Annotated in this window: 12 protein-coding genes and 3 pseudogenes; 7 read left to right on the top strand and 8 right to left on the bottom strand. The window is 63.2% G+C overall.

Features of this window, described 5'->3' with window-relative positions; all coding sequences use genetic code 11:
- Positions 1–369: 369 nt before the first annotated feature.
- The 4 genes from KMZ29_RS18100 to KMZ29_RS18085 all read right to left on the bottom strand — a co-directional run bounded on the left by KMZ29_RS18100 (position 370) and on the right by KMZ29_RS18085 (position 4,593).
- Positions 370–507, bottom strand: a complete 138-nt coding sequence (locus KMZ29_RS18100; protein WP_215620498.1) for a hypothetical protein — start codon at positions 505–507, stop codon at positions 370–372.
- Between the two features lie 210 nt (positions 508–717).
- Complete coding sequence (gene frc / locus KMZ29_RS18095) at positions 718–1,995, bottom strand: formyl-CoA transferase (protein ID WP_215602527.1); 1,278 nt, start codon at positions 1,993–1,995, stop codon at positions 718–720.
- An 89-nt stretch (positions 1,996–2,084) separates the two neighbouring features.
- The gene (oxc, locus tag KMZ29_RS18090) at positions 2,085–3,821 is read right to left on the bottom strand and encodes an oxalyl-CoA decarboxylase (RefSeq protein WP_215620497.1); all 1,737 of its coding nucleotides are present in this window, start codon (positions 3,819–3,821) and stop codon (positions 2,085–2,087) included.
- A gap of 79 nt (positions 3,822–3,900) precedes the next feature.
- Positions 3,901–4,593 carry a GntR family transcriptional regulator gene (locus KMZ29_RS18085; protein ID WP_369810030.1) on the bottom strand — a complete coding sequence of 231 codons (693 nt, stop codon included), beginning with the start codon at positions 4,591–4,593 and terminating at the stop codon, positions 3,901–3,903.
- 350 nt (positions 4,594–4,943) lie between these two features.
- Here KMZ29_RS18085 and KMZ29_RS18080 point away from each other — a divergent pair, with 350 nt between their 5' ends.
- The 5 genes and pseudogenes from KMZ29_RS18080 (at position 4,944) to KMZ29_RS18060 (ending at position 10,437) form a co-directional block, all read left to right on the top strand.
- A complete protein-coding gene (locus tag KMZ29_RS18080; protein ID WP_215620496.1) occupies positions 4,944–7,073 on the top strand; it encodes an acetate--CoA ligase family protein in 2,130 nt (709 codons plus the stop codon).
- 146 nt (positions 7,074–7,219) lie between these two features.
- Positions 7,220–7,306: pseudogene (locus KMZ29_RS18075) on the top strand (IclR family transcriptional regulator); the annotation flags it as partial.
- A gap of 163 nt (positions 7,307–7,469) precedes the next feature.
- A complete protein-coding gene (locus KMZ29_RS18070; RefSeq protein ID WP_215620495.1) occupies positions 7,470–8,438 on the top strand; it encodes a Bug family tripartite tricarboxylate transporter substrate binding protein in 969 nt (322 codons plus the stop codon).
- The gene (locus KMZ29_RS18065; RefSeq protein WP_215620494.1) at positions 8,435–8,938 is read left to right on the top strand and encodes a tripartite tricarboxylate transporter TctB family protein; all 504 of its coding nucleotides are present in this window, start codon (positions 8,435–8,437) and stop codon (positions 8,936–8,938) included. The genes KMZ29_RS18070 and KMZ29_RS18065 overlap by 4 nt, the downstream gene beginning before the upstream one ends.
- Positions 8,938–10,437 carry a tripartite tricarboxylate transporter permease gene (locus KMZ29_RS18060; RefSeq protein ID WP_215620493.1) on the top strand — a complete coding sequence of 500 codons (1,500 nt, stop codon included), beginning with the start codon at positions 8,938–8,940 and terminating at the stop codon, positions 10,435–10,437. Before KMZ29_RS18065 ends, KMZ29_RS18060 begins: the two co-directional genes overlap by 1 nt.
- A gap of 64 nt (positions 10,438–10,501) precedes the next feature.
- Here the strand turns inward: KMZ29_RS18060 and KMZ29_RS26765 are convergent.
- A pseudogene (locus KMZ29_RS26765) lies at positions 10,502–10,585 on the bottom strand (thiaminase II); the annotation flags it as partial.
- Positions 10,586–10,725: 140 nt separating this feature from the next.
- Between KMZ29_RS26765 and KMZ29_RS18055 the strand changes: the two are divergent.
- Positions 10,726–11,022 (top strand): hypothetical protein, encoded by a 297-nt coding sequence (locus tag KMZ29_RS18055; protein ID WP_215620492.1) that lies wholly within the window; start codon positions 10,726–10,728, stop codon positions 11,020–11,022.
- 261 nt (positions 11,023–11,283) lie between these two features.
- Positions 11,284–11,379, top strand: a pseudogene (locus tag KMZ29_RS18050) (DUF1236 domain-containing protein); the annotation flags it as partial.
- Positions 11,380–11,437: 58 nt separating this feature from the next.
- Here the strand turns inward: KMZ29_RS18050 and KMZ29_RS18045 are convergent.
- The 3 genes from KMZ29_RS18045 to KMZ29_RS18035 all read right to left on the bottom strand — a co-directional run bounded on the left by KMZ29_RS18045 (position 11,438) and on the right by KMZ29_RS18035 (position 13,049).
- On the bottom strand, positions 11,438–11,794 hold the full coding sequence (locus KMZ29_RS18045) for a VanZ family protein (protein WP_215620491.1): 357 nt from the start codon (positions 11,792–11,794) through the stop codon (positions 11,438–11,440).
- 77 nt (positions 11,795–11,871) lie between these two features.
- Positions 11,872–12,486, bottom strand: a complete 615-nt coding sequence (locus tag KMZ29_RS18040; RefSeq protein ID WP_215620490.1) for a thiamine pyrophosphate-dependent enzyme — start codon at positions 12,484–12,486, stop codon at positions 11,872–11,874.
- 8 nt (positions 12,487–12,494) lie between these two features.
- A complete protein-coding gene (locus tag KMZ29_RS18035) occupies positions 12,495–13,049 on the bottom strand; it encodes a thiamine pyrophosphate-binding protein (protein ID WP_215620489.1) in 555 nt (184 codons plus the stop codon).
- Positions 13,050–13,164 lie beyond the last annotated feature (115 nt).

Below are 13,164 nucleotides of genomic sequence, written 5' to 3'. Positions count from 1 at the left end.
GATTACCTTGAGTTTCGGAATGGAACAAACGGGGCGGTACGATAAATAATCATACTTGCCTCCGGATCGCATTGGCTGTCTCGCGGACTCGCCCTGCTGCATCAATTCCCCCGTCATGCGCTTCTATTTTTGAGCTTGGCGCTAACTGACCGCATATTGGTATGCGATATGCCAGAGTGCAAACGATTACTCTTTCGGGATCAATGGTAGGCCAATTTGTCGCAGGTGTCGCGCACACTTTGCTCAAAACTTCGGCAAAAAAAATGGCCCCGAAGTCGGGGCCATAAGTCTGGGAGGAAACGCGAAGTCAGGGAGCCAATGCCTGCCTGGGCGAAGCTGCGGCTTGCCCGGAAGGCTCAGATAAGTGCCTCAGAGGCCGAAATAGGGCAGGTCGCCATTGCGGATCGAGGCGCGGGCGCTGGTCATCAGCAGCCGGTCGATCGAGGCGATCAGGCGGCCGAACAGGCCGTTGGAAGGCACAAATCCGATGGAAGCAGTCTTGGACATTGTCGTCCCCTTTCTTGAAGTGCAGCGCGGCGCCGCATCAAACTCAAGAAAAGCCTATGTATACCAGATGCCATAGGAACAACCGGTTTGTTTGCATAGCAGCATTTCAGTCATTGCAGTGCAGCAGGCGACCGATCTGCTTTCCAAATGACGAAAAAGGCCGCCGGAATGACCGGCGGCCTTTGAAATATGCCCGCTTGGGGCGTTTGCCTATTCGGCAGCCTGCTTGCGCGGCGGATCGAGCGCGCCGGAATCGTGGATCTCGGCGACCTGATGATCACTGAAGCCGAGCACCTGCCGCAGAACCTCGTCGGTGTGCTCGCCGAGCAGCGGCGAACGGGTCACCTCGCTCGGGCTGTCGGACAGCTTGATGGGATTGCCGACCGAGATGTACTTGCCGCGCGTGGGATGATCCACCTCGACCACGGTGCCGGTGGCGCGCAGCGACTGATCCTCCGCAATTTCCTTCATCGACAGGATCGGGCCGCAGGGGATGTCGTCCTTGTTGAGGATCTCCATCGCCTCGAACTTGGTCTTGGTCATGGTCCATTGTTCGATGCGCGCGAAGATTTCGTTCAGCCGCGACAGCCGGGCCGCCGGCTTGGCGTAATCGGGATGGGTCTTCCAGCCGGGTTCGTCGATCACGTCGCAGATCTTCTCCCAGACCGGCGCCTGGGTGATGAAGTAGATGTAGGCGTTGGGATCGGTCTCCGAGCCCTTGCACCTCAGAATCCGGCCGGGCTGACCGCCGCCGGAATCGTTGCCGGCGCGCGGCACCGCGTCGCCGAACGGGATCCCTTCGCCGTACTGGCTGTATTCCTTGAGCGGGCCGTGGGCGAGGCGCTGCTGGTCGCGCAATTTGACGCGGGCGAGGTTGAGAACGCCGTCCTGCATCGCGGCGGTGACCTTCTGTCCCTTGCCGGTCATCGTGCGCTGATAGAGCGCGGTGACGATGCCGAGCGCCAGGTGCAGGCCGGTGCCGCTGTCGCCGATCTGGGCGCCGGTGACGAGCGGCAGTCCGTCGCGGAAACCGGTGGTCGAGGCCGCGCCGCCGGTGCACTGCGCGACGTTCTCATACACCTTGCAGTCTTCGTAAGGGCCGGGGCCGAAGCCCTTGATCGAGGCCACGATCATTTTCGGGTTGATGGCGTGAATCTGCTCCCACGGAAATCCCATGCGATCGAGCACGCCGGGACCGAAATTTTCCACCAGCACGTCGCAGTTCTTGATCAGCGCGGTGAGGACTTCCTTGCCCTTCGGGTTCTTGGTGTCGAGCGTGATCGAACGCTTGTTGTGGTTGAGCATGGTGAAATACAGGCTGTCGACATTCGGGATGTCCTGCAATTGACCGCGGGTGATGTCGCCGACGCCCGGGCGCTCGACCTTGATCACGTCGGCGCCGAACCAGGCCAGCAACTGCGTGCAGGTCGGCCCTGACTGGACGTGGGTGAAATCGAGAATGCGAACGCCCTTCAGCGCCTTTGTCATCGTCTTGCTCCGTATGGTGTCTGCTCCTGCGCGCGCGCAGGAATGAATGAGGGGCGGGGCCGGGTGCCGGTCCCGCCCGATATGGCGGGTTATTTCTTCTTCAGCTTGCTCTGCGGATTGAGGTTGCCGATGCGGCCGCTCTCGCTGCCGGCGGCGGGATCGAGCACGGCGTTGATCAGGGTCGGCTTGCCGGAATTCATCGCCGCGTCGACCGCCCGCTTCAGCTCGTCCGGCGAGGTCGCGTTGATGCCGACGCCGCCGAAGGCTTCCATCATCTTGTCGTAGCGCGAGCCCTTGACGAACACGGTGGGCGCCACGTCGGCACCGCCGGTCGGATTGACGTCGGTGCCGCGATAGATGCCGTTGTTGTTGAAGATGACGACGCAGACCGGCAGGTTGTAGCGGCAGATCGTCTCCACTTCCATGCCGGAGAAACCGAACGCGCTGTCGCCCTCGACGGCGAGCACCGGCTTGCCGGTCTCGATGGCGGCTGCGATCGCAAAGCCCATGCCGATGCCCATCACGCCCCAAGTGCCGACGTCGAGGCGCTTGCGCGGCTGATACATGTCGATGATGCCGCGCGCTAGATCGAGCGTGTTGGCGCCCTCGTTGACCAGGATGGCATCCGGCCGTTCCTTGATGACGCTGCGCAACGCGCCGAGCGCGCCGTGATAGTCCATCGGCGAGTTGTTGTTCATCAGCCGCGGCGCCATCTTGGCGACGTTGTCGTCGCGCTTTGCTCTTACCGCGCCGGTCCAGTCGGACGGCGGCGCCGGCCACTTGCCGTCAATGCCGGCGAGCAGGGCGGCAATGCAGGAGCCGATGTCGCCGACCACGGGGGCGACGATCTCGACGTTGGAGTCCATTTCCCTGGGCTCGATGTCGATCTGGATGAACTTCTTGGGTGCTTCGCCCCAGGTCTTGCCCTTGCCGTGCGACAGCAGCCAGTTGAGGCGGGCGCCGATCAGCATCACGACGTCGGCGTCCTTGAGCACGGTCGAGCGCGCCGCGCCTGCGCATTGCGGATGGGTGTCGGGCAAGAGACCCTTGGCCATGCTCATCGGCAGGAACGGAATGCCGCTCTTCTCGACCAGCGCGCGAATGTCGTCGTCGGCCTGTGCATAGGCCGCGCCCTTGCCGAGGATGATCAGCGGACGCTTGGCGCTCTTCAACACGTCGAGCGCGCGCTTGACCGCGGCGGGAGCCGGAATTTGCGCTGGCGCCGCGTCGATCACCTTGACCAGCGACTTGGCACCGGCTTCGGCGTCCATCACCTGGGAGAACAGCTTGCCCGGCAAATCGAGATAGACACCGCCCGGACGTCCCGACACCGCCGCGCGGATCGCGCGCGCCAGCCCGATGCCGATGTCGGCGGCATGCAGCACGCGGAACGCCGCCTTGCACAGCGGCTTGGCGATTGCGAGCTGGTCCATCTCCTCGTAGTCGCCCTGCTGCAGGTCGACGATCTCGCGCTCGGACGAGCCCGAGATCAGGATCATCGGGAAGCAGTTGGTGGTGGCGTTGGCCAGCGCCGTCAGGCCGTTGAGAAAGCCGGGCGCCGAAACCGTCAGGCAGACGCCGGGTTTCTTGGTCAGGAAGCCGGCGATGGCCGCGGCATTGCCGGCGTTCTGCTCGTGGCGGAACGAGATGACGCGAATGCCGGCGGCTTGCGCCATGCGGCCGAGATCGGTGATCGGAATCCCCGGAACGCCGTAGATGGTGTTGATGCCGTTGAGTTTCAGCGCATCGATGACGAGATGAAAGCCGTCCGTCAGTTCACGTTCGTCGGCTGCGTTGGCATCGATGGTCTGCACTACTGCGGACATTCCGCTTCTCCCTGTCGTTTCTTGGTTTGGACGAGTCTTTGCCTCATCCAGCTGGTCCAAAATAAAAAGCCGTCCTTCGCTAAAACAGCTCCTGGCCGTGCGCTTCAACATAGGCGGCAAGGCCGAGCGTGTGATCGCGCGCGCGCTTTTCCGCCAATTCGGTGTCACGCTCCTCGAGCGCTTCGATGATCGCCATGTGTTCGGGCAACGAGGTTGCGGTGCGGTCCGTTCGCCCGATCGTCAGTTGCCGGTAGCCGCGCACGTGCAGCAGGATATCGTTGGTCATATCGACCAGCGTCGGCGACTCCGAGAGCGAGATCAGCGCCTGGTGAAAGGCGATGTTGGCCTTGGAATATTCCTCGACGTGGTCCTGCGGCAGGCGGTCCTTGCCGAAATTCCTGAAGAAGTCGCGCAGCGCGGAGATGTCCTTCTTGCGCGCAGTCGTCGTGATCAGCCGCGCGGCCATGCTCTCGAGCGCGGCCCAGGCGCGAATCATGTCGACGATCTCGCTCTTGGTGCGGCGCACGACGATGATGCCGCGGCGTGGCACCGTCTTGACGAAGCCGTCCTGTTCCAGCATCGCGATCGCTTCGCGGATCGGGGTGCGGCTGACGCCGAGACGTTCGGACAGCGCGCGCTCGTCGAGCATCACCGGCTCGGGCGTCGCGTAGATGTCCATCTTGAGGATCGCCTCTTTCAACGCCTCATAGGCTTTGTTCTTGAAGCTGGTCTCCGGCGCAATGCGGACGATCGCGATTTCTGCCTCAGCCATGGGTGGCGGCGCCTTGGTTGGTTTCCGTGTGGGCACGACTGGTCTCCTCCGTTGCGGAGACGCCTTTTAACAGAAGATTACCAAGAGAGTTTTTGGCATACCAAATACCACACTGTCAAGTTGACCGTGTTTTCAGCACTTCCACTCCTTGCATCGGCTTGACAATCTTGTCTCTGGCATACCAAATGCCATAGGTGGTCGACCACTACCACCCAGGAATACCGCAGCCAACGCGGACCCGCGTAAGCGATCATCGGGAACCTCGATTGAATGTGCGCCGGGAATTTGCAGTCCTGACGCCCGCACGCGCTGCCAGCGAACCAAAAAACAGACGCCAAGGAGGGAAGCCAATGTCGAATTCCAAAGATGCGGTCCGCAAAATCCTCGATTCCGTCAAGGCGGACAAACGCACCAGCCTGACGGCGCCGGAAGGCAAACTGGTGTGCGATGCCTACGGCATCCCGGTCCCGAAGGAGGGCGTCGCCAAGTCGGCCGCCGACGCCGGCAAGATCGCCTCCGGCATGGGTTTTCCGGTGGTGATGAAGATCGTCTCGCCGGACATTCTGCACAAGACCGAAGCGGGCGGCGTGGTGGTCGGCGTCAAGACCGCCGCCGACGCCGAGAAGACCTATGACACCATTCTGGCGAATGCGAAGAAGTACAAGGCCGACGCCAAGATCGAAGGCGTCCAGGTCCAGCAGATGCTGGCCGGCGGCACCGAGGTCATCATCGGCTCCATCACCGACGGCTCGTTCGGCAAGCTGGTGGCCTTCGGCCTCGGCGGCGTGCTGGTCGAGATTTTGAAGGACATCACCTTCCGGCTCGCGCCTGCGACCAAGGACGACGCCTTGTCGATGCTCGACGGCATCCAGGCCCATGACATGCTGAAGGGCGTGCGCGGCGGCGATCCGGTTAGCCGCGACGCGCTGGCAGACGTCATCGTCAAGGTGTCGCAGCTCGTCAGCGATTTCCCTGAAATCGTCGAACTCGACCTCAACCCGGTATTCGCCACCAAGAACGACGCGATCGCCGCCGACGTGCGCATCGTCGTCGATTTCGACTACAAGCCGCGTCCGGCGCCGCGCTCGAACGAGGAAATCGTCACCGCGATGAACCGCATCATGATGCCGAAGGCGGTTGCCGTGATCGGCGCCTCCGCCGAAGACGGCAAGATCGGCAACTCGGTGATGAAGAACCTGATCAACGGCGGCTACAAGGGCGAGATCTATCCGATCCATCCGAAGGCCGCCGAGATTCTCGGCTACAAGGCCTACAAGAGCGTCAAGGATGTGCCTGGCGTGATCGACACCGCGGTGTTCGCGATCCCGGCGAAGTTCGTCGCCGGCGCGCTGGTCGAGTGCGGCGAGAAGAAAATTCCCGGCGCCGTTCTGATTCCGTCGGGCTTCGCCGAGGCGGGCGCGCCTGAATTGCAGGCCGAAATCGTCGAAGTCGGCAACAAGTACAACGTCCGCCTGATGGGGCCGAACATCTACGGGTTCTACTATACCCCCGCCAATCTCTGCGCCACGTTCTGCACCGCCTACGACGTCAAGGGCCACGCGGCGCTGTCGTCGCAGTCCGGCGGCATCGGCATGGCGATCATCGGCTTCTCGCGCTCGGCCAAGATGGGCGTCTCCGCGATCGTCGGCCTCGGCAACAAGTCCGACATCGACGAGGACGATCTCTTGGCCTTCTTCGAGCAGGACCCGAACACCAACCTCATCGCCCAGCACTGCGAGGACCTGAAGGATGGCCGCGCCTTCGCGGTCGCCGCCAAGCGGGTTTCGAAGAAGAAGCCGGTGATCGTGCTCAAGGCCGGCCGCACCTCGGCGGGCGCCAAGGCCGCGTCCTCGCACACCGGCGCGCTCGCCGGCAACGATAAGATCTACGAGGACGTGTTCAAGCAGTCCGGCGTGATCCGCGCCCGCAGCCTGCGGCAATTGCTCGAATTCGCCCGCGGCGTGCCGGTGTTGCCGACGCCGAAGGGCGAGAACGTGCTGATCATCACCGGCGCGGGCGGCTCCGGCGTGCTGTTGTCCGATTCGGTTGTAGACAACGGTCTCTCGCTGATGGCGATGCCGCCGGATCTGGATGCGGCATTCCGCAAGTTCATCCCGCCGTTCGGCGCCGCCGGCAACCCGGTCGACATCACCGGCGGCGAGCCGCCGATCACCTACGTCAACACCGTCAAGCTCGGGCTGTCGGACGAGCGCATCCATTCGCTGATCCTCGGCTACTGGCACACCATCGTCACCCCGCCGATGGTGTTCGCCCGCAACATGGTCGAGGTGAAGAAGGAGATGGAGGCCAAGGGCTTCGTGAAACCGATCGTCGCTTCGCTCGCCGGCGACGTCGAGGTCGAGGAGGCCGCCGAATATCTCTACCAGAACGGCATTCCGGCCTATGCCTACTCGACCGAATTGCCGGTCGAGGTGCTCGGCGCCAAATACAAATGGGCGCGCGGCGCGGGCCTGCTGTAAGGACTGAGCGACGAGCGCCGCTCCGGAGATCCGGAGCGGCGTTCTTCATGGCGACGTGCGCGGCAAGGCGGAATTCACCAATCCGCCAGCGAATACGCATTCACCCACGGATGAATGCAGGTCGCGATGTGCTGACCAGGATGTAGAGCCGCGAGATCATGCGTTCGCTGACAAAAGTCGGCGGCCGCGTCGCGATGGTGGCGTCCGGCGCCGGCAAGGCGGTGCTGGCCACCACTCTGACGCTTTCCACACCGTAATCGCGTTTTTGCAGCGAAACACGGCGCCGGCGAACAGTCCTTTCTGGACAGCGGCGGATTTTCCAGTTGATATGCGACGAAATGACACGGCGGCCAATCGTCAACAATAGCCGCCCCGCATAGGCCTGGAGGAACTCCGATGATCCCGTTTCATGCGCGCCTGCTCGGCGCCGTCGTCGCGCTGACGCTTGCGGCCGGCTGTCCGGCCCTCTCGCAGCAGCTCGAACTCAAGGTGATGGCGCCCGCAGCCCCCGGCGGCGGCTGGGATCAGACCGCGCGCGCGATGCAGCAAGCCCTTGTCGCCGCCGGTATCGCGCGCAGCGTCCAGGTCACCAACGTTGCAGGCGCCGGTGGCAGCGTCGGCATCGCGCAGTTCGTCAACGGCGCCAAGGGCGATGGCAACCAGATGATGGTGAACGGCTTCGTCATGGTCGGGGCGCTGGCCATGAACAAATCGCCGGTCACGCTCGATCAGGTGACGCCGATTGCGCGCCTCACCGAGGAGGTCCAGGTGATCGTGGTGCCGGCGAATTCACCGATCAAGACGGCGCAGGATCTTGCCGCCGCCCTCAAGGCGGATATCGCCAAGGTAACGTTTGCCGGCGGCTCGGCCGGGGGCGTCGACCACGTGATGGCGGCACTGTTCGCGCGGACGGTCGGCGCCGACCCGAAGAAGATCAACTACATTCCATTTTCCGGAGGTGGCGAGTCGCTGGCGGCCATTCTGGGCGCGAAAGTCACCGCGGGCATTTCAGGACTGAGCGAATACGCAGGTCAGATCAAGTCCGGCAAACTGCGCGCGCTCGGCGTGACGTCGGAAAAGCGCCTGGCCGGCGTCGATATTCCGACCTTCAAGGAACAGGGGATCGACCTGGTGCTGGCCAACTGGCGCTCGGTGGTCGCACCTCCCGGCATCACGGCGGAACAGCGCAAGACCCTGAGCGATGCGGTGGAGAAGATGGCCAAGTCCGACGCCTGGAGGGACATCCTCAAGCAGAAGGGTTGGGATGACGCCTATCTTGGCGGCGATGCGTTCGCGGATTTCCTGAAGAAGGAAACTGTGCGCGTCACCGACGTGTTGAAGTCGGTCGGCCTCGTCAAATCATGACGCCGGACGGCGCGCCCGGTGATCTTCCACATGGCCCGGCGTCGCATCGCGTCGATTCCGCGGGTCTCGTCATTGCCCTGGCGCTCGCGGCCCTTGCCGGGGTGCTGGTTTGGGACGCGAGCCGACTGCAATCCAACACGGTCTACGGAATGGGGCCCGAGGCGATGCCGGTCGTCATCGCCGTCGGGCTCGGCATTCTTTCGATCGGCAATCTGATCGACGCGCTGCGCGGCAATCTGCCGCCGCGCGAAAGCGCCGATCCCAAGGCGGTGTGGCTGATTCTCGCCGGGCTTGCGCTTCTGATTGCCATCATCGGTCTTGGCGGCGGCTTTATCCTGGCGACGTCGGCGCAGTTCGTCACCACATCGGCGGCCTTTGGACGGCGCGCCATTCTCGCCGACTCTGCCATCGCCCTCGTGATGACCACCGTGATCTATCTCGCTTTCGATCGGCTGCTGACGTTGAGCCTTCCCGCCGGCCCTCTGGAAAGACTGCTGTAATGGACACCTTCGCCGCGCTCGCGCATGGCATGGCCGTCGCCGCCCAGCCCATGAACCTGCTTTATGCGCTGATCGGCGTGCTGCTCGGCACCGCGGTGGGCGTGCTGCCCGGCATCGGTCCCGCGCTCACGGTCGCGTTGCTGCTGCCGGTGACCTACAAGCTCGATCCCGGCGGTTCGCTGATCATGTTCGCCGGCATCTATTACGGCGGCATGTACGGCGGATCGACCACCGCCATCCTCATCAACACGCCCGGCGAGAGCGCATCGATGGCGACCGCGCTCGAGGGCAACAAGATGGCCAAGGCCGGCCGCGGCGGTCCCGCGCTTGCGACCGCTGCGATCGGCTCGTTCGTCGCGGGCACCATCGCCACCATTGGCCTGGCGTTTCTGGCGCCGTGGCTGGTCGATTTTGCGGTGCGCTTCGGGCCTGAGGATTATTTTGCGTTGATGTGCGTGGCCTTCGTTACGGTGTCGGCAACCTTCGGAGATTCGCCGATCCGCGGACTGACCAGCCTGTTCATCGGGCTGACGCTCGGGCTTGTTGGCATCGACAAGCTCACCGGCCAGGCCCGGCTCGCTTTCGGCATCCCCGAACTGCTCGATGGCGTCGAAGTGACGACGCTTGCGGTCGGCCTGTTCGCCCTGGGGGAGGCGCTCTACGTCGCATCGCGCCGTCATCACACCGAGGAGAAGCTCGAGCCGGTGCGCGGCTCGCTATGGATGACGAAGGAGGACTGGAAGCGGTCATGGAAACCGTGGCTGCGCGGGACGATGTTCGGCTTTCCGATCGGCGCGCTTCCCGCCGGCGGCGCGGAGATTCCGACATTTCTGTCCTACTCCACCGAGAAGCGGCTGGCGAAGCATCCGGAGGAATTCGGCAAGGGCGCGATCGAAGGCGTCGCGGGGCCCGAAGCCGCCAACAACGCCTCCGCTGCCGGCACCCTCGTGCCGTTGCTGACGCTTGGGCTTCCGACATCGGCAACCGCCGCGATGATGCTGGCGGGCTTTCAGCAATACGGCCTGAACCCGGGACCGCTGTTGTTCGCCGAGCGGCCCGACCTGGTGTGGGGCCTGATCGCAAGCCTGTTCATCGCCAACTGCATGCTGCTGGTTCTCAATCTGCCGCTGGTCGGCTTGTGGGTGAAACTGCTCGCGATCCCGCAGCCGTGGCTTTACGCCGGGATTCTCGTGTTCGCGACGATGGGCACCATCGCGGCGAAGCCGTCGGTCGTCGAACTGTCGATGCTGGCGGGCTTCGGAGTGATGGGCTTTTTGATGCGCAGGTTCGATTTTTCGATCGCGCCTGTCGTCATCGGTCTCATCCTAGGACCGATCGCCGAAAGCCAGTTGCGCCGCGCGCTGGCGATCAGCCTCGGCGATCCCCTGGCGCTGCTGCAGAGCCCGATGTCGGCGACGCTGCTCGGCATCGCGCTGATCGCGCTGGTGGCGCCGTTCGTGCTGAAGGGACTGGGACGGTTCAAGGCGAACGAGGACTAGATCCTGGTGCCTCTGGCAACGATGTTTCACACGCCTTCCGACTCGGTACGTGGTCAGTGACCATTCAACGCTTATCCGCGCGCCAGCCCATTTCCCAGAAGTCGGCTTCGAGCCGGGTGGCTTCCTTGAAGATCGCGATCATCTGCGCCGCGAAACGGCGACTGTGCGACGCATCTGGAGTGGCTCTACTGAGCCCTATTCCCTATCATCAGCAATGATCGAATCATCACGCTCAATATCAAACGGGTGACGCCGATGCTCGATAAGCCGAAGAAGACTCGCGAACTCATGGCCATTCTAGATGCGGCGGTGCCGTTCGAGGTCGCCTTGATGCCCGACCTGATCGAGCATCTCGCTCGACAGCAGAATCCGGCAGCCGTCAGGTCCATCGAGACCGTCTCGAAAATCTCCTACCTTGGTGATGCCGGCGGAATCATGTGCCACATCCAGCCCGAGGACGTCGAGAGCGCGGTCGTGATCTCGCTTACCCACGTGCGCGTGCGCCGCACGCTCCCCTTCGCGGCGGCCGTGCTCGACTATCAGAAGCATCGCGTGAAGAAACTAAAGAAGCGGACCGGATGGTAGGGCTCTATCGCGAAGCGATTTGATGCAAAATATGTTTTGCAATCCCAGTTTAGCGACATGACAACGAGCGTTCATCAAAGAGACGCGATTTCCGAGTTGGGTCAATAGCCGAAATCCGGGTGTCTCACGGCGATGTCAGCTTGGGCTCGAGCTGCGGGCATTGTTCGACCTGATCGGCAGCAAGGAAGGTGCCTCTGCTGCTACGCCTTCCATTTTCGGGACTGCAAGGCACGGTGTAATCCTCTACTGATTTGCCCGTCGGTTCCGAGCCACACCGAATATCGTTATGCGGTCGTGAACGACCGGCGGGTGATCGTCGAGCCGCGGACGCGCAGGATTATCAGGATCATCGACTGACCCGCTCGACGGAATCTTCTGAGATTGATCCTCGCGGGACTCGGTCCCGCGGGGACGTTTATTGCGAAGTCTGGGTGCGGGATCGCTGGATGGCCCAGTCCAGCGCCGCCGCTGCGGCGAGGCCGACGCAGGCGGCGAGCGCGTCGACGACGAAATCCGACCATCGTGCATGCCGTCCCGGCGCCCAGAATTGCAGGACCTCGATCAGGCCGATCATCACAACGGCGGCCGCCGCCGTCAGCAGGCGGCGCTGCGTATAGGCGAGGCCGAAGGCGAGCCCGATCAGGACGAAGGCGAGGGCGTGTTCGCCGTTCTGACCGAGGTCGGAATGCGGCCGCAATCCCGGCGGCCCCAGCGTCGCAAAGGCCACCGCCGCGGCGAGCAGCCAGGCGAATATTCGAAGGGGCATCGTCATGGGAATGGGATAACACGATTGGCGGCAGGATATTCCGCAGATGCGAACTGACGATGCCCTTTGGTTAATGCCTCTTTTTATAGCGGTTCCCGCACGCCGATGCCGTGCATGAAGCGCTCCCGGATCTGCACGGGATCGCGGCGGGTGACGCCGACCCCCGGCTTGTCGTCGATGCGCACCCCGATCAGCACAGGCTCGGAGGCCGTCATCGATTGATCGACGAGACGCTCGAAATCCTCCTCGTCGGCCGCCCAGGCGCTGTTCGAAAGACCGCAGCCGATGGCGATGGCGATGATGTCCGCCACCGCCGCGGCCGGGGTCGGCTGCGCGCCGGTGATCTGGTAGATGCCGTTGTCCATCACGATCATGGTGAGGTTGTTCGGCTTCAGCGTCGCGATGGTGGACAGGCATCCCAGTTGCATCAGCAGCGAGCCGTCGCCTTCCAGCGCAAAGACGTGGCGCTTCGGCTGCGCCAGCGCGACGCCGAGTGCGATCGGGAAGGCCAGCCCCATGCTGCCCAGCATGTAGAAATTCTGCGGCCGGTGGCCGGCGGCCCACAGGTCGAAATTGGTGTTGCCGATGCCGCCGATCACGGCTTCCTCGTTCTTCAGCTTCGCGACCAGCCTCGAAGTGAGATCGAACCGGTTCATCACCTTGGTGTTGCGGGCGGGGCCGTTGGTTGCCGTGTTCATGGCTTCACTCACTTGTCGAAGACTTTGCCGCCGGTCAACAGCGGCGACAGGATCAGCGCCACCGGCGCCTGCGTGGTGATGGCTTGCTTGATCGACCGATCGACGATGAATTCGAATTCATCGAGCCTGGTGCAGGTGTGATGCTCCATTGCCAGCGAATCCAGCACTGGCCGCATGGTGCGGCACACCAGCGTCTGCCCGTAGTTGAATTCACCCAGCGTGCCGCGCTCTGATACGAACATGATCAGCGGGATCTGGCTGGGTACCACCAGCGACGCCAGCACGTTGGCCAGCGTGGCGAAGCCGGAAGTCTGCATCAGCACGGCGCCGCGCATGCCGCCCATCCAGGCGCCGGAGATGATGCCGACCGCTTCTTCCTCGCGCGCGGTTGGAAAGGTCGTGAAGAACGGATCGGCGTGAATGCTCTTGATCAGCGTCGTCAGCACGCGGTCGGGGACGTAGGGCACCAGCCGGATGTCGTTGCGCTTGAGCGTTTGCAGCACCACCTCGTGCCAGTTCTTCCCGGAAGCTTGAGGCGAGGTTTGTCCCTCGGCGGCCGCCATCGAATTCTCCCTTATTGCTTTTTTGCGACGGTTTCCGTTCGCGACGCGATCACGGCCGTTCTGTCGGCGCGGCGAAACTTGACGCGATCTCCGGGATTGTCAACATGCGCCGATC

It is taken from the genome of Bradyrhizobium sediminis, from assembly GCF_018736085.1.
GTDB classification, from domain to species: domain Bacteria; phylum Pseudomonadota; class Alphaproteobacteria; order Rhizobiales; family Xanthobacteraceae; genus Bradyrhizobium; species Bradyrhizobium sediminis.
Note: the sequence above shows the minus strand (reverse complement) of the source record. Positions and strands in the feature narration are given on the sequence as shown.